The 22,928-nt window shown below is 39.1% G+C and carries 17 protein-coding genes and 1 pseudogene; 8 read left to right on the forward strand and 10 right to left on the reverse strand.

The window, feature by feature from the left end; all coding sequences use genetic code 11:
* Nucleotides 1-119: 119 nt before the first annotated feature.
* Genes nlpD through truD form a run of 5 tightly spaced genes read right to left on the reverse strand, consistent with a single transcriptional unit; the run spans nucleotide 120 to nucleotide 3,925 of the window.
* Nucleotides 120-1,331, reverse strand: coding sequence for a murein hydrolase activator NlpD (gene nlpD, locus HMPREF2644_RS00210; protein ID WP_038440407.1), 1,212 nt, complete (start codon nucleotides 1,329-1,331; stop codon nucleotides 120-122).
* Between the two features lie 34 nt (nucleotides 1,332-1,365).
* Nucleotides 1,366-1,551 carry a hypothetical protein gene (locus HMPREF2644_RS00215; RefSeq protein ID WP_005654318.1) on the reverse strand — a complete coding sequence of 62 codons (186 nt, stop codon included), beginning with the start codon at nucleotides 1,549-1,551 and terminating at the stop codon, nucleotides 1,366-1,368.
* A gap of 8 nt (nucleotides 1,552-1,559) precedes the next feature.
* On the reverse strand, nucleotides 1,560-2,138 hold the full coding sequence (locus HMPREF2644_RS00220) for a YqaA family protein (protein WP_005654317.1): 579 nt from the start codon (nucleotides 2,136-2,138) through the stop codon (nucleotides 1,560-1,562).
* A gap of 8 nt (nucleotides 2,139-2,146) precedes the next feature.
* Nucleotides 2,147-2,896, reverse strand: coding sequence for a 5'/3'-nucleotidase SurE (gene surE / locus HMPREF2644_RS00225; protein WP_050846039.1), 750 nt, complete (start codon nucleotides 2,894-2,896; stop codon nucleotides 2,147-2,149).
* A gap of 9 nt (nucleotides 2,897-2,905) precedes the next feature.
* Complete coding sequence (truD, locus tag HMPREF2644_RS00230) at nucleotides 2,906-3,925, reverse strand: tRNA pseudouridine(13) synthase TruD (RefSeq protein WP_038440413.1); 1,020 nt, start codon at nucleotides 3,923-3,925, stop codon at nucleotides 2,906-2,908.
* A 108-nt stretch (nucleotides 3,926-4,033) separates the two neighbouring features.
* On the opposite strand from truD, the gene rraB reads away from it, so the two are divergent.
* The 5 genes and pseudogenes from rraB to ppx form a co-directional block, all read left to right on the forward strand.
* Nucleotides 4,034-4,456: a ribonuclease E inhibitor RraB gene (gene rraB, locus HMPREF2644_RS00235; protein WP_011272176.1), complete on the forward strand. Its 423-nt coding sequence runs from the start codon at nucleotides 4,034-4,036 to the stop codon at nucleotides 4,454-4,456.
* 77 nt (nucleotides 4,457-4,533) lie between these two features.
* Entirely contained in the window at nucleotides 4,534-5,094 is a 561-nt protein-coding gene (gene slyD, locus HMPREF2644_RS00240) for a peptidylprolyl isomerase (protein ID WP_005650761.1), read from the forward strand.
* A gap of 150 nt (nucleotides 5,095-5,244) precedes the next feature.
* Entirely contained in the window at nucleotides 5,245-6,981 is a 1,737-nt protein-coding gene (locus HMPREF2644_RS00245) for an autotransporter assembly complex protein TamA (protein ID WP_011272174.1), read from the forward strand.
* Between the two features lie 9 nt (nucleotides 6,982-6,990).
* On the forward strand, nucleotides 6,991-10,875 hold the full coding sequence (locus HMPREF2644_RS00250; protein ID WP_011272173.1) for an autotransporter assembly complex protein TamB: 3,885 nt from the start codon (nucleotides 6,991-6,993) through the stop codon (nucleotides 10,873-10,875).
* A gap of 7 nt (nucleotides 10,876-10,882) precedes the next feature.
* Nucleotides 10,883-11,935: pseudogene (ppx, locus tag HMPREF2644_RS00255) on the forward strand (exopolyphosphatase); the annotation flags it as partial.
* A 44-nt stretch (nucleotides 11,936-11,979) separates the two neighbouring features.
* Here the strand turns inward: ppx and HMPREF2644_RS00260 are convergent.
* The 4 genes from HMPREF2644_RS00260 to glpT form a co-directional block, all read right to left on the reverse strand.
* Nucleotides 11,980-12,663: an rRNA large subunit pseudouridine synthase E gene (locus HMPREF2644_RS00260; RefSeq protein ID WP_038440417.1), complete on the reverse strand. Its 684-nt coding sequence runs from the start codon at nucleotides 12,661-12,663 to the stop codon at nucleotides 11,980-11,982.
* A gap of 178 nt (nucleotides 12,664-12,841) precedes the next feature.
* Nucleotides 12,842-13,666 carry a lipoprotein e(P4) gene (gene hel / locus HMPREF2644_RS00265; protein ID WP_011272171.1) on the reverse strand — a complete coding sequence of 275 codons (825 nt, stop codon included), beginning with the start codon at nucleotides 13,664-13,666 and terminating at the stop codon, nucleotides 12,842-12,844.
* A 125-nt stretch (nucleotides 13,667-13,791) separates the two neighbouring features.
* Nucleotides 13,792-14,886: a glycerophosphodiester phosphodiesterase gene (glpQ, locus tag HMPREF2644_RS00270; protein WP_005661229.1), complete on the reverse strand. Its 1,095-nt coding sequence runs from the start codon at nucleotides 14,884-14,886 to the stop codon at nucleotides 13,792-13,794.
* Nucleotides 14,887-14,989: 103 nt separating this feature from the next.
* Nucleotides 14,990-16,432, reverse strand: a complete 1,443-nt coding sequence (gene glpT, locus HMPREF2644_RS00275; protein ID WP_005650782.1) for a glycerol-3-phosphate transporter — start codon at nucleotides 16,430-16,432, stop codon at nucleotides 14,990-14,992.
* A 292-nt stretch (nucleotides 16,433-16,724) separates the two neighbouring features.
* Between glpT and glpA the strand changes: the two genes are divergently transcribed.
* From glpA to glpC, 3 genes are read left to right on the forward strand one after another with little or no spacing between them, the layout of a single operon-like run.
* Nucleotides 16,725-18,416, forward strand: a complete 1,692-nt coding sequence (gene glpA, locus HMPREF2644_RS00280; protein ID WP_005658425.1) for an anaerobic glycerol-3-phosphate dehydrogenase subunit A — start codon at nucleotides 16,725-16,727, stop codon at nucleotides 18,414-18,416.
* Nucleotides 18,406-19,704 carry a glycerol-3-phosphate dehydrogenase subunit GlpB gene (gene glpB, locus HMPREF2644_RS00285; protein ID WP_005658424.1) on the forward strand — a complete coding sequence of 433 codons (1,299 nt, stop codon included), beginning with the start codon at nucleotides 18,406-18,408 and terminating at the stop codon, nucleotides 19,702-19,704. The genes glpA and glpB overlap by 11 nt, the downstream gene beginning before the upstream one ends.
* An 11-nt stretch (nucleotides 19,705-19,715) precedes the next feature.
* The gene (gene glpC / locus HMPREF2644_RS00290) at nucleotides 19,716-20,996 is read left to right on the forward strand and encodes an anaerobic glycerol-3-phosphate dehydrogenase subunit GlpC (protein WP_005658423.1); all 1,281 of its coding nucleotides are present in this window, start codon (nucleotides 19,716-19,718) and stop codon (nucleotides 20,994-20,996) included.
* A gap of 110 nt (nucleotides 20,997-21,106) precedes the next feature.
* Here the strand turns inward: glpC and ilvC are convergent, their stop codons facing one another.
* The gene (ilvC, locus tag HMPREF2644_RS00295) at nucleotides 21,107-22,585 is read right to left on the reverse strand and encodes a ketol-acid reductoisomerase (protein ID WP_005671921.1); all 1,479 of its coding nucleotides are present in this window, start codon (nucleotides 22,583-22,585) and stop codon (nucleotides 21,107-21,109) included.
* Nucleotides 22,586-22,928 lie beyond the last annotated feature (343 nt).

The raw sequence follows: 22,928 nt of genomic DNA on the forward strand, positions 1-22,928 counted from the left end.
AAAATTTAACATTGTCATCTATTATTTTTTGATTTTGTGATACTCCTCACAGAATATTTTTAATAAAAAAGTGCGGTAAAAATTTGTTGAGATTTTTTACCGCACTTTCTAAAGAGATCTTAACGTTTTGGTAGATAACGCACTGGATCTACTGATTTGCCTTTGTAGCGAATTTCAAAGTGGAGTTTCACGGTATTTGTACCAGAGCTACCCATTTTTGCGATGTCTTGACCAGCTTTGACTTCTTGTTGATCAGCGACAAGAATTTTGTCGTTATGCGCATAAGCACTTAAGAAATCATCATTATGTTTGATGATGATTAAATTACCGTAACCACGTAAAGCATTGCCAGCATACACTATTCGCCCTGCTGCAGCCGCTTTTACAGCTTGTCCTCGTGAACCGCTAATATCAATCCCTTTGTTACCGCCATCTGTGCTTGAGAAACCTTGAATAATATTACCTGAAGTCGGCCATTGCCACGCAACATTTGAGGCGATTGGTGCAACGACATTTGCATTAATCGGTGTGCTATTCGCATTATTTACAGATGATGTAACCTGTGTTGATGAAGTTGCCACAGATACACTAGACGATATGCCAGCCTCTGATTTAATGGGGCCAATAATAGTACCGTCAGATCCTATTTGAGTACCGTTTGCACCCGGAGTATAAGTGACGGCTGGTTTAGCTGGCATTGCTGTTGATGCCGTGACTGCAGGTTGTTTTACAGAAACCGTTGTAGTAACCGTTTTTGTGCCACAATTAGAAATCTTTAAAACTTGCCCTAAACTTAAATTATAAGGTTCGGATAGGTTATTCAACGCTGCCAATTCTTTTACATCAATTCCTGCTAAGTAAGCAATCAAGAACATTGTATCGCCTTTGTTTACTTTATAGGTATTGCCTTTGTAAGAGCCTTTTGAAATTTTGCTGTAATCTGGTGCATTGGTATTTGGATTACGTGGGATATTAATATGCTGTCCATCTACACAATCAGCAATTGTTTTGGTAACTGTTTTTGTTTGTACTGTGCTAACTACCGTTTTCGGAGAGGGTTGAAATGCAGGTTGCGCAGGTGCTGTTGGCATTGCTGGTTGTTGATTAATCGGTTGAAAATTTGGTTGTGGCGTGACCATATTTCCCATTGTAGGTAATGAATTTTTTTGAATTTCAGGTTGCCAAGCACCACCTACATTATTGCCATTTACAGATTGCACTACACTAGGGGAAAGATTTCCATCTGCATCAGAAATAGGTGCAGGAGAATTAGAGGTACAAGCCGATAATACAACAAGACTTAAAGGGAGTAAGAGAAACGATTTGTTCATAGTTATTCCTTATTGTTCCGTTATTATTTCATTTTTATTTCATTTGTGTTGGTATCGTATTTTTTTGAATTTCTGGCATAAAACTACCGCCAGCAACGGCACCTGTGCCTTCTACTGGTTGCATAATGCCATTTGGTAATGCATCTGGATCTTTAACTGGTTCTGATGCACATCCAACCAAAAGAAATCCAGCTACTAAAACAAGACTTAATTTGTTCATTTTCTATCCTAGTTTTTCAGTATAAAGTAAGCGATGACAGCCAGTACAACCACTGACCAGCCAATAATCTCAATAGATTTTCGCAATTTTGCTGCGAATTTCTCCCCACCCCACGCGGCTAATTTTGCCACCAGCAAGAAACGCGCTAAACGTGAAATAAATGCGGTGATGACAAAAGGGAAAAATGCCATTTGCATCACGCCAGAGCAGAGAGTAAACACCTTGTAAGGAATTGGGCTAAAACCTGCCACAAACACAACTAATACGCCCCATTGCTTAAACCAACTGACGGCTTTTGCCCAATGCACAGCATATCCCCATTGTTGTACAATGTTTTCCACCCAGTCCGTTGCATAAAAACCAATTGCATAACCAATAACTCCACCGATGACAGAAGCAATTGCCGTATAAAATGCAAATTTAACTGCACTTTTAGGCTTTGACATAGACATTGGGATCAACATCACATCGGGCGGAATAGGAAAAAATATCGCCTCGATAAAACTGACAAAAGAGAGCCAAAAAACAGCAAAACGATGTTTTGACCATTCCATCGTTTTATCGTACATCGTGCCGAAAATTTTCATATTTTTCTCTATTTGGTAAATTCCTGATCTAACCAATTTTGTAAAGAAAGCAATGAATGATGCGCGGTAAGATCCGCTTGAATTGGCGTAATAGACACATAGCCATTCTTCACGGCATAAAAATCTGTTCCCTCGCTTTCATCTTCGGGTAATGCTGAAGGACCAATCCAATAAATGGTTTCATCACGCGGATCTCTTTGTTTAATCACTTCAACGGAAGATGAACGATAACCTAATCGACATACTTTATATCCTTTTAATTCTTCAAAAGGTAAGTCTGGTACATTGATGTTAATCACTTCACGAGGGTTTAATAATTGATGCTGTAATTTAGGAATAAGATCACATACCACTCGTGCTGCTGTTTCATAATGCTGACGACCATCTAACGAAACCGCAATAGCGGGCAAACCTAAATGACGCCCCTCAAGGGCAGCAGCCAAAGTGCCAGAATAAATCGTATCATCGCCCATATTACAACCTGCGTTAATGCCTGATACCACTAAATCTACTTGGCCAGATAAAAATCCGTTTAACGCTAAATGTACACAATCTGCTGGTGTGCCGTTCACACAATAATCGCCATTGTCTAAATGGCGTGGGCGAAGTGGCTCCACTAATGTGAGCGAGCTTGATGCTGCACTTCGATTACGATCGGGTGCAACAATAATGACTTCTGCAATTTTTCTTAATTCCATTGCTAAAACTTGAATGCCTTCCGCATGAAAACCATCATCATTACTAACTAAAATTCGCATTATATTTCCTTATTCTTCTGTGTAATTTACTAACTCACGAACTAATGCCGTGGCATAACTGCCTGCTGGCAAATAAAATTTTAAACGCAAGCCTTCTGGCTCAAATGCCCAAGAAAACCCTTTTGCTTTCATTAACAATGGGCGACGCACTGCTTTCATTCTTTCTTGTTTCATTAAAGAATCGAAAGCTGAATGTTGATTTACGATTTCATTTTCAATATCGCTTGCTGCTAAAATATCTTCGCCAATTAAAGGAGCAGTGAGTAAAATATCTTGATTTTCTAACCGCACTTGCAAGGCAGTTAAGTCTTCTTTTTCATCCGCTTTGAACCAACTGTGCGAACCTGCTAATTGCACAATATCATTTGGTAAAACTTGATTTGTTGCGCCCTTTGCAATACGCGCAGCCACAACCAGATTAAAAATTTCACTGCGCGCGGCGGAAAGATAAAAACTGCGTTTTTTGCGATCTTTTACCTTGATTTCCCCTTGAGCCCAACGCAATGCTTGCGTGAGGTTATGACCTTCCCGACCAAAACGTTGTTCCGTAAAATAATTTGGGAAACCAAAATTTGCCACAAAATCTAACCGCACTTTAAGCTCATCAGATTCTTCTGCACCGCGTAATAAAATATCGAAATAATTTCCTTCAAGGCTACCCGTGCGAATTTTTCGGTTATGTCGAGTAACCGTTAAAATCTCTACGCCATCTAATTCAAATTGACTGAAATCGGGCGTTTCCATTCCTGGCATTTGCAAGCAAAACCATTGTTCTGTCACCGCTCGACGATCTTTCAACCCTGCATATCCCATATTGCGTTCAGAAACACCAGCAAATTTAGCTAATTTTTCGCCAACAAATAAGGTGTTGCAATCTGTTTTTCGTACATACAATGCAACAAACTCTCCATCGCCCGACATTTCATAGCCTAAATGCTCTTTTACAATAAAATCCGCGCATTCAGCCTTTAAAAGTGCGGTGGTTTTTGGCGGAGTTTTTAATGCCAAATAAGGGAGTTGTTCGAGCATGGTTAAGGGTTCTTTTTTATCGAAAATAATTGTGCGAAATTCTATGCGACTTTTGGTGATTTATCCACTAAAATAACCGCACTTTTGTTCTTGTTGAAGGATTTTATTATGTCAAAATTGGCTGAATTACAAGCAGAAACCCGTGAAATTATCGAAGATTTACTTAATGATGGCAGTGATCCAAATGCGCTTTACATTATTGAGCATCACATCGCACACCACGATTTTGATTTGTTAGAAAAAATTGCGGTTGATGCGTTTAAAGCGGGCTATGAAGTTTCCGAAGCGGAAGAATTTAAAGATGATGACGGTAAACCAATTTTCTGTTTTGACATCATCAGTGAAGTAGAATTAAAAGCTGAAATTATCGATGCACAACAAAAACAAATCCTTCCATTGTTAGAAAAACATAAAGGCATTTATGATGGTTGGGGCACCTATTTTGAAGACCCAAATGCCGATGACGATGAATACGGTGACGATGGGGAATTTTTTGATGATGAAGATGAAGAAGAGCCTCGTGTTCATTAATCCGTAAAGTCTTGCGCGTGGAATAATTTTCGTTACAATGATACGGCTTTTTAACCGATTTTTATAAGGAAAACATAATGAAAGTAGAAAAAAATGTAGTGGTGAGCATTTCTTACCAAGTTCGCACACAAGATGGCGTATTGGTAGATGAAGCTCCAGCAAATCAACCACTAGAATATTTACAAGGTCACAATAATTTAGTAGTCGGTCTTGAAAAAGCACTTGAAGGTAAAGAAGTTGGCGACAAATTTGAAGTACGTGTACAACCTGAAGAAGGTTATGGTGCGTACAGCGAAAATATGGTTCAACGTGTACCAAAAGATGTATTCCAAGGTGTTGATGAACTTGAAGTCGGTATGCGTTTCTTAGCGGATACTGACATTGGCCCAGTTCCAGTGGTGATTACTGAAATCGATGGCGATGAAGTTGTAGTTGATGGAAACCATATGTTAGCGGGGCAAGAATTACATTTCACGGTTGAAGTTGTTGCAGCGCGTGAAGCAACGTTAGAAGAAATTGCTCACGGCCACGTTCACGGTGCACACAGCCACGATGATGACGAAGAAGGTCACGGTTGTGGCTGTGGTGGTCATCATCACGAACATAATCACGGCAGCTGTGGTTGCGGCGGTCACTAATTAAAACAGCTCAAAAATTTACCGCACTTTGGCAATGAAGTGCGGTATTTTTTATGAAAAAACCGACAAAATGCACTGAAAATATTGGATCCTAACGAACTTCTCGGTAGACTATAGTGCAATTTACTTAGAAAATTTTAACCCCTTAAAATGAAGAAAAAATCGCTAAAACTCACCGCACTTTTTTTAGCATTAAGTTGCTTTCCCGCATTTGCTGAACAAACTGTTGATATTGAAGTTCAAGGCATTCGTGGTTTCCGTGCTGTGCGTAATACAGATCTCAATGTTAATTTGATTAATAAAGAAGAAATGGATGGCTCCGAACGCTATCAACATTTGGTAACCAAAGCCGTGGATCGTGGTTTGCGTGTGTTTGGTTATTATGAATCTTCCGTGCGTTTTGAACGAAAACAGCGTCAAGGCAAACGCGATTTATTGATTGCTCATGTTACACCAGGCGAGCCAACAAAAATTGCGGGGACTGATGTGCAAATTGAGGGGGAAGCCGCACAAGATGAAAATTTTAATGCATTGCGTAAAAACTTACCGAAAGATGGCGTTTTGGTTGAGCACCAAACTTACGATGATTACAAAACAGCGATTTCACGCTTGGCATTAAATCGTGGGTATTTTGATGGGAACTTTAAAATTTCACGTTTAGAAATCAGCCCTGAAACCCATCAAGCATGGTGGCGAATGTTATTTGATAGTGGTGTCCGTTATCATTATGGCAATATTACTTTTAGCCATTCACAAATTCGGGATGATTACTTAAATAATATTCTTAACATCAAATCTGGTGATCCGTATTTAATGAATAATTTGTCGGATTTAACCAGCGATTTTTCATCTTCAAATTGGTTTAGCTCAGTATTAGTTCAGCCTAATATCAATCATAAAAGTAAAACGGTAGATATAGAAATCATTCTTTATCCACGTAAAAAAAATGCGATGGAACTCGGTGTGGGCTTTGCTACTGATGGCGGCGTTCACGGACAAATAGGCTGGACAAAACCTTGGATTAATAGCCGTGGACATAGTTTGCGTTCAAATCTTTATCTCTCTGCACCAAAACAAACTCTAGAGGCAACTTATCGAATGCCACTGCTTAAAAATCCATTAAATTATTACTATGATTTTGCCGTCGGTTGGGAAGGGGAAAAAGAGAACGATACCAATACGAGAGTGCTTACGTTGTCAGCGTTACGTTATTGGAATAATGCGCATGGTTGGCAATATTTTGGCGGACTTCGTACGCGATACGACAGTTTTACACAAGCGGATATCACTGATAAAACCTTACTTCTTTATCCAACTGTTGGATTTACTCGTACTCGATTACGTGGTGGTTCCTTTGCCACTTGGGGCGATGTGCAAAAAATTACTTTTGATTTAAGCAAACGAATTTGGCTATCAGAATCTTCTTTTATAAAAGTGCAAGCATCTAGCGCGTGGGTTCGTACTTATGCAGAAAATCATCGTATCGTTGCTCGTGCTGAAATCGGGTATTTACATACAAAAGGTATTGAAAAAATTCCGCCTACACTGCGTTTCTTTGCTGGTGGCGATCGTAGTGTGCGCGGTTACGGCTATAAAAAAATTGCGCCTAAAAATAAAAACGGAAAATTAGTTGGTGGTTCGCGATTGCTTACCGCTTCTTTAGAATATCAATATCAAGTCTATCCAAATTGGTGGGCGGCAACTTTTGCAGATAGTGGATTAGCTGCCGATAATTACACGGCAAAAGAATTGCGTTATGGTGCAGGCGTTGGTGTGCGTTGGGCATCGCCAGTTGGTGCGATTAAATTTGATATTGCCACACCCATTCGTGATAAAGATAACAGCAAAAATATTCAATTTTACATTGGACTTGGTACAGAAATTTAAGGTGAATTTATGACAGAACAACTACAACCATCAGAAACTTCACCAAAATTACCTGAGAAACCTAATAAAAAACATTGGGTACGCAAGGCTGTTTGTATCGGAAGTGCGGTCATTTTTATACCTGTTTTAGGTGTTGCTGGAGTGCTTTCTTTCGATGCGGGGCAAAGAGGTTTAATTCAACTTGTCGATAAAATGCTTGATAGTTTTTCCGTTGAGCAAATTGAAGGCGGATTACAAAATGGCTTGGTGTTAAAGAATGTTCGTTATCAAACCGCTGGGATTGAGACACATATTGCACAAGCACGTTTACAGCTCGATTTTGGTTGTTTGCTTTCACGTGAAGTTTGTTTACGAGACTTCACCTTAAATAAACCGACCATTGCGATTAATACTGCATTATTGCCTCCATCGGCACCTGATAATTCAAAGTCTGGCTCAATGAAGCGTATTTCCTTGCCAATTAGTATCAATGCAGAAAATTTGGTGGTGCAAGATTTATCTGTAAACATTGATCAGACTAATATTACGCTTGGAAATTTTAAAAGTGCGGTAAGTTTAAATAATGAAAAAGGCTTAACTATTGCGCCGACTGAAATTAACGATATTTCAGTGATTGCAAAAAAATTGCCCGAAGGTAAACCTGAGCTGAAAGCCAAACAGCCGAATAAACCTGTAGATTGGGCTGCGATTGAGCAATCTTTAACGCCTGCTTTTTTAGGCAATGTATCAGACATAATTCTTCCTTTTGATTTACATATTCCTGAAATTTCAGGCAAAAACTGGCAGTATCAAGCAGTGAATGAAAAAGACGAAACGCTTCAATCTGTTGAAATGTCTAGTTTAATTGCACAGGCGGATACCGTCGATAACCAACTGCAATTACAAAAATTAGCGGTAGAAAGCTCGTTGGGTAATCTTTCTTCACAAGGTAAATTACAACTCGATGGCGATATGCCGCTAGATTTAACTTTAAAATCCCATTTGGAGCCGTTGAAATCCGCTGGAAAAGAAATTCTGCCAGAGAGTGATGTGGATCTTACGCTTTCGGGATCATTGAAAAAATCCACCGCACTTTCTGTGAAAACAAAAGGCGTATTAGATGCTGAACTGAATGGCAACGTGCAATTAGCACAAGATAAAATGCCCTTAAACCTCACATTAAACGTGGCAAAAGGACAATACACTTTTGTAAACACAATGACGCCACTCAAAATTAATGATGTGACGCTTAAACTCACGGGGGATTTACTGAATTATCACGCCGAATTTAAGGGCAATGTGGCAGGAATGAATTATATTCCCGCATCTCAAGTAGACTTTAATGCCGACGGCAAACTTTATGAAATAACCGTAAATAAATTGGGGATAGCTTCATTAGACGGTAAAAGTGAATTTGTGGGTAATGCAAATTGGAAAAATGGTGCAAACTGGGATATTCAAGCCGATTTAGAAAAAATGAATATTGGTTTTTTTGTTCCAGTTATGCCTGCCATATTATCGGGTAAATTACATTCTCGCGGTTTTGCGGACTCTCAAGGTTGGCAAGTGGAAGTGCCTACAGCTGATTTAAATGGAATATTGTCTGCAAAACCAATTAGCTTGAAAGGTTCTGCAACGCTTAATCAAAATGTACTTCTAACCGTGCCTGATTTACAGATTAGATATGGCGAAAATTATCTTAAAGCCAGTGGCGTATTAGATGATCATTCTGATTTTGTGCTAGATATAGATGCACCAAATTTACGTGGTTTATGGTCAGATTTAAAAGGGCGAGTAGCGATTTCTGGTCAAATTACGACACCTAATCTTGATCTTGATTTAACTTCATCCAATTTACATTTACAAGGTTTTCAGTTAGCTAAAGCAAGTATAAAAGGTCATATAAACAATACCCCACTCTCGAGTGGAAAATTGAATATTAAATCAGAACAACTTCATTATGGCGAAAATATTAAACTCCATTTACTTGATCTTGATTTATCAGGCGATGAACAAAATCACAAATTAATCCTAAAATCTCAAGGCGAGCCTGTTGCTGCAAATTTACAAATTAACGGCCATTTTGACCGCACTTTGGAACAGTGGAAAGGCACACTTTCCCAAGCAAAATTTGAAACCCCAATTGGCGATGTAAAATCTAACCAAGCTATTGCGGTGTCTTACGATAACAAACAAACACAAGCCAATATTGCCGCACATTGCTGGCAAAACACAGATATAGAATTATGTTTCCCACAAGCATTCAATGCAGGCAAGCAAGGTAATATCCCTTTCCAATTCAAACGTGTTAATTTGGATTTAATGAATAAACTTATCGAACAAGATAGCCTCAAAGGAAACTTGCAAGCGCAAGGTAATGTGGCTTGGTTTACGGATAAACCATTCCAATTTAGCACAAAAGTAGATGGCAATCATTTAGCTTTCTCTCAAAAATTGGATTACCGCACGTTTAAATTAGATATTCCAAAATTAACCCTTAATGCCGACATTCAAAATAATAATTTGGTTTTAAAAACAGACATCAATTTGCATAATCAAGGCAGAATTGTAGGCGATATTCGTTTAAATGATTTTGTTAAAACTCGCCAACTTGGCGGAACCCTTGCGATAGAACGATTAAACTTGTCGATCGCAAATCAGCTACTTACTAGCGGTGAATCAGTGAATGGTAAGGTAGTCTCGAAGTTGAGTTTCGGCGGGAATTTAGAGAAACCATTATTAAATGGTGACTTCAATATTCGTAATATTCGTACCAAATTGAAATCTATGCCAGTCAATATTACAGATGGCGATATTGCCCTACGCTTTAATGGTAACCGTTCAACATTGCAAGGGAAAATCGAAACAGTAGATAGTCACTTAAACTTAACTGGACGTGCAAACTGGGCGAATATTGAACATTGGACGACAGAATTGAATGCACAAGCAAATAATTTCAACGTGGATATTCCATCTATGGCGAAGCTACGTTTCAGTCCAGATATCACGATAAAAGCCAATCCTAAGGAATTGAATTTAAGCGGAACAGTGGATATTCCTTGGGCGCGTATTAAAATTGACAGTCTGCCAGATACTGCTGAGCCAGTCAGCGAAGATGAAGTGATTTTAAACGGCCCGCACAAGAGCAAAGAAGAACTGATTAAACGTGAATTTGCCGCAAAAACGAAATCAGGAATGGATATTCGCTCTGATTTACGCATCAATATTGGTAAAGACGTCAGCCTTGATGCCTATGGCTTAAAAACCAATCTTGATGGTTTACTTTCTGTGAAACAAGACAAAGGCAATTTAGGTTTATTCGGGCAAATCAATTTAACCAAAGGTCGCTATGCTTCTTTCGGACAAGATTTACTCATTCGTAAAGGGCTTATTAGTTTTTCTGGGCAAGCGGCACAACCTACGTTGAATATTGAGGCTATTCGTAATCCTGAAACAATGGAAGACAGCAAAATTACTGCTGGAGTGAGAGTGATTGGCATAGCCGATAGCCCAGAAGTCACTATTTTCAGTGAACCAAGCAAACCACAAGATCAAGCACTTTCTTATTTATTAACAGGTCGTTCGTTAGAAAGTAGTGGAGAAGTGGGTTCAACGGGATCAGTTGGTGCAGCATTAATTGGTTTAGGCATTTCAAAGAGCGGTAAATTAGTGGGCAGTATTGGCGAAGTTTTTGGTATTCAAGACTTAAACCTTGGTACATCTGGCGTGGGCGATAAATCTAAGGTTACAGTAAGTGGCAATATTACCAATCGCTTACAAATAAAATATGGCGTAGGTTTATTTGATGGGTTAGCAGAAGTTACATTACGTTATCGCCTAATGCCACAGCTTTATTTTCAATCCGTTTCTAGCACAAACCAAGTGTTTGATTTACTTTATAAATTTGAATTTTAGGAATGTTATGAATGACGCTATTTTAGAACCCAAACATCGTGGCAATGTACGTGAAATTGCCGCAATTGATCTTGGCTCAAACAGCTTTCATATGATTGTTGCGCGTATTGTAAACGGCTCAATCCAAGTGCTTTCGCGCTTAAAACAAAAAGTTAAACTCGCGGAAGGCTTAGATGAAAATGCGGTGCTTAATCAAGAGGCTATCACACGTGGCGTGAATTGCTTAGCCTTATTTGCCGAACGTTTACAAGGTTTTCCTATGGAAAACGTCAATGTAGTTGGCACTTATACGTTACGAAGAGCGGTGAATAATGACGAATTTTTACGTCAAGCAGCCAAAGTTTTCCCCTATCCCATTAATATTATTAGTGGGCAAACGGAAGCTAAAACCATCTACGCTGGCGTATGCCATACTCAGCCAGAAAAAGGCAGAAAGCTTGTTATAGATATTGGTGGCGGCTCGACAGAAATGATTATCGGCGATGATTTCACGCCGCTTATGGCTGAAAGCCGACATATGGGATGCGTGAGTTTTGCGACTCAATTTTTTTACCGATGGCATCATTTCCCCAGAAAACTTTCAACGCGCGCGCCAAAGTGCGGTCAATAAAATCGAAGATTTAGGCTTTGAATATCGCAAATTAGGTTGGCAATCTGTGCTCGGCTCATCGGGGACGATTAAAACTGTTGCGCAAGTCATTGCGACTAATCTCGATCCAAATGGAACCATTACAGCCGAGCGATTAAATGCTCTAATTGAACAAACACTACAAGCCAAGCATTTTACCGAGCTAAATATTAACGGTTTAAACCAAGACCGTGTGGATGTTTTTGTACCCGGTTTAGCGATTTTAAGTGCAGTGTTTGAGGTTTTTCATATTCAACAAATGCGCTATTCTGACGGTGCATTGCGCGAAGGCGTCATTTATAGCCTAGAAAAAACTTCCAAGTTGCAGATATTCGAGCGTGCACCGCTTGAGGGTTAAGTGAGCAATTCAATATTGACCAAGCTCAAGCTCATCGCGTTGCGGATAGTGCTAATTTACTCAGTGCGCAATATTTATGGGAGAAAAATTTAGGGCAAGCTAAATACTTGCCCTATTTTTATAATTTGACGGTCTGAAATAACGCTTTTATTTCATCCAATGATAATAATCTAAATGAGCCATTTTCTAATCCATTAATAGATAATGAGCCCATACTCACTCTCACTAATCGTAAAGTGGGGAAACCAATATGCGCAGTCATTCTCCGCACTTGGCGGTTGCGCCCTTCACTAATCTTAATTTCTAACCAGCTTGTGGGAATATTTTTCCGTTCTCGGATAGGTGGATTGCGTTCCCATAAATTTGGCTCTGAAATTAACCGCACTTGAGCCTGTTTAGTCATACCATCTTTGAGTTCTACACCCTTTCTGAGTTGTGCTAAATCGGTTTCTTCAGGGATACCTTCCACTTGCACCCAATAAGTTTTTTCTGTTTTAAATTTTGGATCTGCCAAACGATGTTGTAATTCGCCATTATTGGTTAAAATCAGTAACCCTTCACTGTCTCTATCTAATCGACCTGCCGCATAAACATTTGGAATTGAGATAAAATCTTTTAAAGTGGCGCGCCCTTGTTCGTCGGTAAATTGCGTGAGTACATCAAAAGGTTTATTGAATAACACAGCTTTGGTTTCATCCAATGACAACGTTTTAGGTTTTGATTTTGGCTTAAAAGTGCGGTGAAAATTAACCGCACTTTTTCCTTTAGACGGCAATTTTCCTGCCGAAAAATTTTTCTTCATTGAATTAGATTTCTATTTTGAAAGATTTGTAACATCATAACAAAACTTCGGCCTGTAGTAATGATGATTACTTGAGTGAACCTGAAAAACTAAAAAGGCTAAGCCAGTAAAAAACTGAGCTTAGCCCCCAAACTAAATTTTTAGAATCGATATTTAAATCGATCTTTTTAATGGAAAATTATTTGCCATCCCAAGCTTGTACTGCATCTAAACGAGCTTTGATTTGGCCTTGTGTATCTTTTTTGAAATACCCTTCAGCTAAACCGCCTTCCCAGCCACCGTAGTTTGCGTTAGGTAACATGATGAAAGTTTTACCAAATTTGCCTTGGTTTTGATCAACGAATGCACGGCGGTCAGCGTTTAATTTGCCATATACGGTATTACCGAAGTCATCTAAGTTATCGCCTACATAAAGTACGATTTCATAGCCTTGTTTTTCAATTTCTGCAAAACGAGCCGCTTTAGCTGATTTGTCTTTTTTCAAATAAAATGCAGATTCTTCCACGCCATTGAAACCTAAGCGTTTCATATCATCAATAGTGCCTGCTTTTTCAGAGCTGTCTTTGCGGTTTGTTACGTAGAACACTTTACCTTTGTGGCTGTTTACATAATTATTAAATTCTACCGCACCCGGAACGGCACGAGATTGACGTGCGTCTACCCAACGAGTCCAATCTTTACCATCGAATGGTTTGTTATTTTGAACTTGCCAGCCAGCATAAGGGCTGTTGTCTAACATAGTTTCATCTAAATCAGCCACAACCGCTTTTTTCTTACCTTTTGCCACTTTTGCGTGATCAAATGCAACTTTTGCCGCATTGTACGCTTGATAAGCTAATGCTTTATATTCGCCAGAATCTTGCATCCAGTTTAAGCCAAGAACAGCTTGTTGTTGTAATTGCATATTTGCTTGTTCTTCTGATTTCATTTGGTGTGCACCACAGCCAGCTAAGACAAGAGCAGAAAGAGCCGTAAGTGCGGTCATTTTTAACGTTGTTTTCATATTATGTTCCTATTCATTAAGGATATAGTAAGTCTTTCTGAAAAACACTTTTCAATTGAAAAGATAATTTCATCATAGACGGCATTAATAACCGTAAGTAAACTTACCTACGGTTATAATAGAAATTATTTTATTCCTTTTAAGAATTCCACGCCAGTATCTGGGAAATCAGTAAATACACCTGTTGCCCCTGATTTATTCAATAAGGCATCATACATTTGATTTACGTCTGTGAAAAACTCGGGCAGTGCATCTTTACGCACGGTGTAAGGATGCACTTCCACATTATATTGTGCAAGTTCTTTTACCAACGGAGTGTACACAATATTATCAGGTTTGGATTCTTCTTTATTAACTAACATATACCAACCTGGGCCAACACCATCGGCATATTTAACCACTTCTGCCATTGCACCAGGTTTAAACATCCAATCGTAATTATAGTTTACCCAATAACCCTTTGGGTCTTTTTCTTGTGTTTCTTTCCAATCTGTATAAGCAATTAATTGAACTAATTTCAAATCCATTCCCATTTGTGGAAGTAATTCCGTTTTGATACGTTTTAATTCATTAAAATCGAAAGTTTGTAAGTAAACCATATCGGTTTTCTTATCATAGCCATATTTTTTTAACACTTTGAGCGTTTCAGCAGCAATATCTTTACCATTTTGATGGTGGAACCAAGGTGCTTTGATTTCTGGATAAATCCCTACTTTTTTGCCAGTGGATTTTTCTAAGCCTTGGATAAATTCAATTTCATCTTCAAAGGTATGAATTCTAAAATGTGATTTCCAAAGAGGGAAACGATTAGGATAAACTTGCGCTTGTTTGCCATCTTTGGTTTCAAAGTTTTCTGTCATTTCTAAACTTTGAATTTCTTTTAAGGTAAAGTCGATGACATAGTAACGGCCATCTTTACGATGACGATGTGGGAATTTTTTCGCAACATCAGTCAAGCCATCTAAAAAGTGATCGTGAATAACCACTAAACGACCATCCTTAGTCATTGCTAAATCTTGCTCTAAATAATCAGCCTGTTGTGCAAACGCAAGTGCTTTAGATTCTAACGTATGCTCTGGTAAATAACCGCTAGCACCACGGTGAGCAATAATGATTTTGTCTGATTTCATTTGGGTATTCGCCATATTTGATGAATGGCTGCTACAACCTGCTAGTACGCCAGCTGCTAATAAAGAAAGGGCTAAAGTTTTAAGTTTCATAAGTATTTTCTCCTTAAGAGTGCGGTAAATTTTTATAGAGTTTTTAGATTTTAGTTACAAAAAAGGCGACTAAGCAATTTGCCCACCGCCTTTTTTAAGCTAATTATTTAGTACCGTAAGTATCGCCTAATTTCGCTTTGTGTTTTCCTTCTTCAACCATTACGATTAAGAGTAATAACACCGCTAATACGCCACCGCCGATCATTACGTAGAAACCACCGTCCCATCCGTAATGTTGAGCTGCCCAACCAATAACTGCTGAAGCTGATACAGTACCACCTAAGTAACCGAATAAACCAGTGAAACCTGCTGCAGTACCTGCTGCTTTTTTCGGTGCAAGCTCAAGAGCATGTAAACCGATTAACATTACAGGACCGTAGATTAAGAAACCGATTAAGGTCATTAATACGAAATCAGTTAATTGATATGGGTTTTCATACCAAGCTGAGTAGTTTGCAAGCTCTGCTTCTGGTGTAGCTGGGTTCATCCAGTACGCAACAACCGCTGCAGTGGTTAAGATCATAAAGATGAAACCAGTTAAACCACGTTTACCTTTAAACACTTTATCTGATACCCAACCACATAATAATGTACCTGGAACCGCTGCTAATTCATAGATTGTGTATGCCCATGCAGTACCTTTGATGTTGAAGTGTTTCACTTCACTCAAGTAAACTGGAGACCATTTTAATACACCGTAGCGGATTAAATAGACGAACACATTAGCAATCGCGATATACCATAACAATTTGTTTTTTAATACATAAGTTACGAAGATTTCTTTTGCAGTTAAATCGTTTTCGTAAGTTTTTTCGTTATAGTCATCTGGGTAGTCATTACGCCATTTTTCGATTGATGGTAAACCACAAGATTGTGGAGTATCACGCATCACGAAGTACACAGGAATTGCAAAGATCATCGCAGCAATACCAGGGAAGTATAATGATTGTTGCCAAACATCTTTCGCCTGCGCTTCAATACCGTGAGTACTGAAGAAAATTGCACTAGCTAATAACACCATTGCACCAGGCACCATACCACCGATATTATGTGCCGTATTCCAAATTGACACGATAGTACCGCGTTCAGATTTAGACCACCAATGCACCATAGTACGACCACATGGAGGCCAACCCATACCTTGGAACCAACCATTTAAGAAGATCATTACCCACATAATGGCAATGCCTGAAGTTGCCCATGGGAATAAACCCATTAAGGTCATACATAAACCAGAGAGCAATAAACCAAATGGTAAGAATACACGAGGGTTAGAACGGTCAGACATACCTGCCATAACGAATTTTGATAAACCGTAAGCAAGACCAGCCGCTGAGCCGATAACACCTAATTCCGCTTTTGAGTACAAGCCAGCTTGAATTAAACCAGGTTGTGCTAAGTCAAAGTTTGCACGCACAAAATAATATGCAGCATAACCGAAGAAGATCCCTGCAAACACTTGCCAACGTAAGCGTTTATACGTGGAATCAATTTTTTCCGCTGGAAGTTCCGCAATATGCGGAGCGGGTTTGAATGGTCCAAACATAATTTTTTCTCCAACTTTTTAATTATGTGTCATCTAAATTTACCCTTTTGAAACAGTAAGGGATTTGCGAATCATAAAAGAAAATAAAAAAATAAGAAAGTAAAAAAAATCAAAAATGTGAAGTGTTTCACAAATCTTTACACCGTTTGAGCGAATGCGAAAATTATTGTGATCAATATCACAAAATCGCTTTCTTTTACACTCAAAATGTTGTTAATTTTGCCGCACTTCTCTACAATGATTACACTTTTTATATTATTTTTTCTTACATTTTGGGAATCGGGGGTAAACAATGGGATTATCGCCTAGTATCTATAAAGATGTTGGAGATCTTTCGTCACTTAGCACTGATGTGATCATTATCGGTGGTGGCGCAACAGGAGCAGGTATTGTGCGCGATTGCGCACTTCGTGGCATTGATTGTATTTTATTGGAACGTCGAGATATTGCGACAGGAGCCACAGGACGTAACCACGGATTATTACACAGTGGTGCACGTTACGCCGTGAACGACCAAGAATCTGCTGAAGAATGTATTAAAGAAAACCGCATTTTGCGCAAAATTGCGCGTCATTGCGTAGATGAAACGGAAGGCTTATTTATCACTTTGCCTGAAGATTCGCTCGACTATCAAAAAACCTTCCTTGAGAGCTGTGCAAAATCTGGAATTGATGCACAAGCTATTGATCCTGATTTAGCTAAAATTATGGAGCCTTCTGTAAACCCTGATTTAGTGGGCGCTGTTGTTGTGCCAGATGGTTCTATTGACCCATTCCGTTTAACCGCCTCTAATATGATGGACGCCACAGAAAACGGCGCAAAAATGTTCACTTATTGCGAAGTAAAAAATTTGATTCGTGAAGGTGGAAAAGTGATTGGCGTGAATGTGTACGATCACAAAAATCGCAGAGAACGCCAATTTTTTGCACCGCTTGTTGTAAATGCTGGTGGTATTTGGGGACAAGGGATTGCGGAATATGCCGATCTCAAAATTAAAATGTTCCCTGCAAAAGGCGCATTACTCGTAATGGGTCATCGCATTAATAAACTTGTAATTAACCGCTGCCGTAAACCTGCTGATGCGGATATTCTCGTCCCTGGCGATACAATTTGTGTGATCGGAACAACATCTAGCCGCATTCCTTATGATCAAATTGATAATATGGAAGTAACACCAGAGGAAGTGGATATTCTTTTCCGTGAAGGTGAAAAACTCGCACCTAGCTTGCGTCATACTCGCGTATTACGTGCTTATGCTGGGGTGCGACCATTAGTTGCAAGCGATGATGATCCATCAGGTCGAAATGTGAGTCGTGGTATCGTGCTACTTGACCACGCAGAACGTGATGGCTTAGATGGCTTTATTACTATCACTGGCGGTAAGTTAATGACTTATCGTTTAATGGCTGAATGGGCGACTGACCTTGTTTGTAAAAAACTCAATAAAACGGCACGTTGTGTGACTGCAGAGCAACCTTTGCCAGGCTCTACTGAAAGTCGTCAAGAGACCAATCAAAAAGTCATTTCATTACCAAGTACTATTCGTTATTCTGCCGTATATCGTCACGGTTCACGGGCTACTCGTTTGCTTGAAAAAGAACGTTTAGATCGTTCAATGGTTTGCGAATGTGAAGCGGTAACAGCGGGGGAAGTTCGTTACGCTATTGATGAACTGGATGTAAATAATCTCGTCGATTTACGTCGTCGCTCCCGAGTTGGAATGGGAACTTGTCAAGCTGAACTCTGTGCGTGTCGTGCCGCAGGACTAATGAATCGTTTTGAAGTGGCAACACCACGTCAATCAACTACTCAACTTTCCGCCTTTATGGAAGAACGCTGGCGTGGTATTGAACCGATTGCTTGGGGGGAAGCTATTCGCGAAGCCGAATTTACCTCTTGGATGTATGGTAGTGTATTAGGTTTAAATGATGTGAAACCGCTTGATGAACAAGCACAACAAGGGACGGATAGCAATGAATTTTGATGTAGCCATTATTGGCGGTGGTTTGGCGGGTTTAACCTGTGGCATCGCCCTTCAACAATGCGGCAAACGTTGCGTGATTATCAACAACGGTCAAGCGGCCATTGATTTTGCATCTGGCTCTTTAGATTTATTAAGCCGTATGCCATCAACGACATATGGGGAAAATCGCGCAGTAGAAAATTTAAAAGAAAATATTACCGCACTTCGCAATGAATTACCTGCCCACCCTTATAGTTTATTGGGTGCAGAGAAAGTGCTTGCTAAAGCACAAGATTTTGAACGTTTAGCCAATGAATTAAATCTTGATTTAATTGGTTCTACGGAAAAAAATCACTGGCGTGTAACAGGCTTAGGCAGTTTACGCGGTGCGTGGCTTTCGCCAAATAGCGTGCCAACTGTGCAAGGTAATGAACCTTTTCCGCATAAACGTATTGCAGTGCTTGGTATTGAAGGTTATCACGATTTTCAACCTCAACTTTTAGCGGCAAATTTAGTGTTAAACCCACAATTTGAACATTGTGAAGTAACGAGTGGTTTCTTAAATATTCCACAATTAGATGAACTTCGCAAAAATGCTCGTGAGTTCCGTAGTGTAAATATCTCTCAACTTCTAGAGCACAAACTTGCGTTCAATGATCTTGTTAAAGAAATCATTGAATCAGCACAAGGTGCAGAAGCGGTCTTTTTACCTGCTTGCTTTGGTTTAGAAAACCAAGAATTTATGACCGCACTTCGTGATGCAACTAAACTTGCATTATTTGAATTACCAACACTGCCACCATCATTACTTGGTATGCGCCAACGTATTCAATTACGTCATAAATTTGAATCCCTTGGTGGTTTAATGATTAATGGCGACAGTGCATTGAGCGCAACATTTGAAGGAAATCAAGTACTTTGTATCAACACTCGCTTGCTCGAAGATGAAGAAATTACTGCAGATAATTTTGTATTGGCGTCAGGAAGTTTCTTCAGCAAAGGGCTTATTTCCGAATTTGATAAAATTTATGAGCCAGTTTTTGAATCCGATATTATCGGTGTTGAAGGGTTTAACGATAAAGATCGTTTCACTTGGACTGCTCATCGCTTTGCTCATCCACAACCTTATCAATCAGCAGGCGTAGCGATTAATGCCCTGTGCCAAGTGAAAAAGTGCGGTCAATATTTAACGAATTTATATGCCGTCGGTAATGTGATTGGTGGTTTTAATGCCCTTGAGCTTGGTTGTGGTTCGGGTGTCGCAGTTGTAACTGCCTTGGCGGTTGCTGATGAAATCTTGGCGAAATAAGGGGGAATAATATGGATAATAATATTCAACGACTCATTGATAGTGCAAAACAATCCCTTAATTCGCCTGAAAGCTATAAATATATTGATGAAAGTTTTGAAAGCTGTATTAAATGTACTGCTTGTACTGCTGTTTGTCCTGTTTCACGTAATAATCCGCTTTATCCAGGGCCAAAACAATCAGGGCCTGATGGCGAGCGTTTACGCTTAAAATCTGCTGAACTTTATGATGAAGCACTTAAATATTGCACTAACTGTAAACGTTGTGAAGTGGCTTGTCCGTCTGATGTGAAAATTGGCGATTTAATTGTACGTGCACGTAATAATCACTTAGCGCAGTCTAAAAAACCGTTAATGAATAAATTGCGTGATGCGATTTTAAGTAACACAGATGTAATGGGGAAAATCAATACTCCACTTGCCCCCATTGTGAACACCATTACGGGTCTGAAAGCCACCAGATTTATGTTGGAAAAAACCCTTAATATCAGTAAGAAACGTACTTTACCTAAATATGCGTTTGGTACGTTCCGTAGCTGGTATATGAAAAATGCGTTACAAGACCAACAAAAATTTGAGCGAAAAGTAGCATATTTCCACGGTTGTTATGTTAATTATAATAATCCACAGCTTGGCAAAGAATTCCTTAAAGTGTTCAATGCGATGAACATTGGGGTAATGTTATTAGAAAAAGAAAAATGCTGTGGCTTACCATTAATGGTAAACGGTTTTCCTAATCGCGCTCGTAATATTGCACAATTCAATACCGATTACATTGGAAAAATGGTAGATGAAAATGGAATAGATGTGATTAGTGAGGCATCAAGTTGTTCACTTAATCTGCGTGACGAATACCATCATATTTTAGGTATCGATAACGCCAAAGTCCGTCCGCATATCCATATGGTAACCCCATTTTTATATCAGCTTTTCAAAGAGGGTAAAACATTACCGTTGAAACCACTTAAACTTAGAGTGGCTTATCACACTGCCTGTCACGTAGATAAAGCAGGTTGGGCACCTTATACTTTGGAAGTGTTGAAAAAAATTCCGGGTTTAGAAATCATTATGTTACCTAGCCAATGCTGTGGTATTGCAGGGACTTACGGTTTTAAATCAGAAAACTATGAAATTTCACAATCTATTGGTAAAAATCTATTCGATAATATTAACGAGGGTGGATTTGATTACGTTATATCTGAATGTCAAACCTGTAAATGGCAAATTGATATGTCATCTAACGTGACTTGTATTCATCCATTAACTTTACTTTGTATGTCGATGAATGCTTAAATAAGAAAAATGCATGTTGTAATTAACGTGCATTTTTATGATTAATTTTATCTATGAAAAAACCGACTTTATATTGATAAAGTCGGTTTTTAATTCAGTTCAATTTAACATTAACCTGCGACTGCGATACGTTTCATATCTGTCATATAACCACGTAATTCTTGACCGATTAATTCAACAGGGTGGTTGCGAATTGCATCGTTTACATCGCGTAAGGTAATGTTATCGACTTCCACTGCTGGAGTTGGCTCGCCCAAATCGCCTTTTTGAAGGTTAGGGATAATTTCTTTTGCAAGAATTGGGGTCGCTACGTTAGAGAATAAATAGTTACCATATTCTGCAGTATCAGAAATTACCACGTTCATTTCGTATAAGCGTTTACGTGCGATAGTGTTCGCAATTAATGGCAATTCGTGAAGTGATTCGTAGTAAGCTGATTCTTCATAAATACCGCTTGCAACCATTGCTTCAAAAGCTAATTCCACGCCCGCTTTCACCATTGCGATCATTAATACACCATTATCAAAATATTCTTGTTCGCTAATTTTGCCATCATATTTTGGCGCATTTTCAAAGGCTGTTTTACCTGTTGCTTCACGCCATGCGAATAAATCTTTGTCGCCATTTGCCCAGTCTGCCATCATTGTTGCAGAGAAGTGACCGCTAATGATGTCATCCATGTGTTTGTAATATAAGAAACCAAGGCTTTCTTTGATTTGTTCAGCTAGTTCAAATGCACGTAATTTTGCACTGTTTGACAAGCGATCCATCATTAATGTGATACCGCCTTGTTTTAATGCCTCGGTAATGGTTTCCCAACCGTATTGGATTAATTTACCTGCGTATGCAGGATCTTTACCATCTGCCACTAATTTGTCATAACATACGATAGAACCTGCTTGTAACATACCGCAAAGGATAGTTTGCTCACCCATTAAGTCAGATTTTACTTCTGCCACGAATGAAGATTCTAAAACACCTGCTTTATGACCGCCAGTTGCAGCAGCCCATGCTTTTGCGATCGCCATGCCTTCGCCTTTCGGGTCATTTTCAGGGTGAACCGCAATTAATGTTGGCACGCCGAAACCACGTTTGTATTCTTCACGTACTTCAGTACCTGGACATTTTGGTGCAACCATCACAACCGTAATATCTTTACGGATTTCTTCTCCAACTTCAACAATGTTGAAACCGTGTGAATAACCAAATGCAGAGTCTTTTTTCATTAAAGGCATGACATCGGCAACTACTTTAGAGTGTTGTTTGTCTGGTGTTAAGTTTACGACTAAATCTGCAGTTGGGATTAATTCTTCATAAGTACCCACTTTAAAACCATTTTCGGTTGCACGTTGGAATGACGCACGTTTTTCAGCAATTGCTTCAGGGCGTAAGGCATAGCTAATATCTAAGCCAGAATCACGCATATTCAAACCTTGGTTTAAACCTTGCGCACCACAGCCCACGATAACGATTTTTTTGCCTTTTAAGAAGTTTGCTTCATCTGCAAATTCTTCGCGATCCATAAAACGACAACGACCTAATTGGTCTAATTTTTGACGTAAATTTAATGTGTTGAAATAGTTAGCCATTTTGTTGTCCTTAATTGTGTAAGGTTGATAATTGTATGATGTTGTGTTTGCATATTTTTGTTGTGGGTGGGATTATAAAGTTTTTTGTGGTTGCGTAAAGTGATATTATGGGAATGTAATGTTGCGATTTGTGCAATTATGTTGTTTTTTTGTGGATTGCATCGTATTTCGCTCGATGAGCGACCTACTTTCTTTTACTCGTGTAAAAGAAAGTAGGCAAAGAAAACACGCCCCAATTAAATCGCAGCTCTTTGCTTTGTTTCAATTTTCTTAACGGCAATTTGCTGAACTCGCTACGCTCAAACAAACGCAAATTGCCTGAAAATTGAAAGTCGCAAAGGCG

This window comes from Haemophilus sp. HMSC071C11 (assembly GCF_001837655.1).
Classification (GTDB): Bacteria; Pseudomonadota; Gammaproteobacteria; order Enterobacterales; family Pasteurellaceae; genus Haemophilus; species Haemophilus influenzae.

Excerpts from the sequence above, each read along its gene's own strand:
- nlpD (WP_038440407.1), bottom strand. The coding sequence starts at position 1,331 with ATGAACAAATCGTTTCTCTTACTCCCTTTAAGTCTTGTTGTATTATCG.
- HMPREF2644_RS00215 (WP_005654318.1), bottom strand. The coding sequence starts at position 1,551 with ATGAACAAATTAAGTCTTGTTTTAGTAGCTGGATTTCTTTTGGTTGGA.
- HMPREF2644_RS00220 (WP_005654317.1), bottom strand. The coding sequence starts at position 2,138 with ATGAAAATTTTCGGCACGATGTACGATAAAACGATGGAATGGTCAAAA.
- surE (WP_050846039.1), bottom strand. The coding sequence starts at position 2,896 with ATGCGAATTTTAGTTAGTAATGATGATGGTTTTCATGCGGAAGGCATT.
- truD (WP_038440413.1), bottom strand. The coding sequence starts at position 3,925 with ATGCTCGAACAACTCCCTTATTTGGCATTAAAAACTCCGCCAAAAACC.
- rraB (WP_011272176.1), top strand. The coding sequence starts at position 4,034 with ATGTCAAAATTGGCTGAATTACAAGCAGAAACCCGTGAAATTATCGAA.
- slyD (WP_005650761.1), top strand. The coding sequence starts at position 4,534 with ATGAAAGTAGAAAAAAATGTAGTGGTGAGCATTTCTTACCAAGTTCGC.
- HMPREF2644_RS00245 (WP_011272174.1), top strand. The coding sequence starts at position 5,245 with ATGAAGAAAAAATCGCTAAAACTCACCGCACTTTTTTTAGCATTAAGT.
- HMPREF2644_RS00250 (WP_011272173.1), top strand. The coding sequence starts at position 6,991 with ATGACAGAACAACTACAACCATCAGAAACTTCACCAAAATTACCTGAG.
- HMPREF2644_RS00260 (WP_038440417.1), bottom strand. The coding sequence starts at position 12,663 with ATGAAGAAAAATTTTTCGGCAGGAAAATTGCCGTCTAAAGGAAAAAGT.
- hel (WP_011272171.1), bottom strand. The coding sequence starts at position 13,666 with ATGAAAACAACGTTAAAAATGACCGCACTTACGGCTCTTTCTGCTCTT.
- glpQ (WP_005661229.1), bottom strand. The coding sequence starts at position 14,886 with ATGAAACTTAAAACTTTAGCCCTTTCTTTATTAGCAGCTGGCGTACTA.
- glpT (WP_005650782.1), bottom strand. The coding sequence starts at position 16,432 with ATGTTTGGACCATTCAAACCCGCTCCGCATATTGCGGAACTTCCAGCG.
- glpA (WP_005658425.1), top strand. The coding sequence starts at position 16,725 with ATGGGATTATCGCCTAGTATCTATAAAGATGTTGGAGATCTTTCGTCA.
- glpB (WP_005658424.1), top strand. The coding sequence starts at position 18,406 with ATGAATTTTGATGTAGCCATTATTGGCGGTGGTTTGGCGGGTTTAACC.
- glpC (WP_005658423.1), top strand. The coding sequence starts at position 19,716 with ATGGATAATAATATTCAACGACTCATTGATAGTGCAAAACAATCCCTT.
- ilvC (WP_005671921.1), bottom strand. The coding sequence starts at position 22,585 with ATGGCTAACTATTTCAACACATTAAATTTACGTCAAAAATTAGACCAA.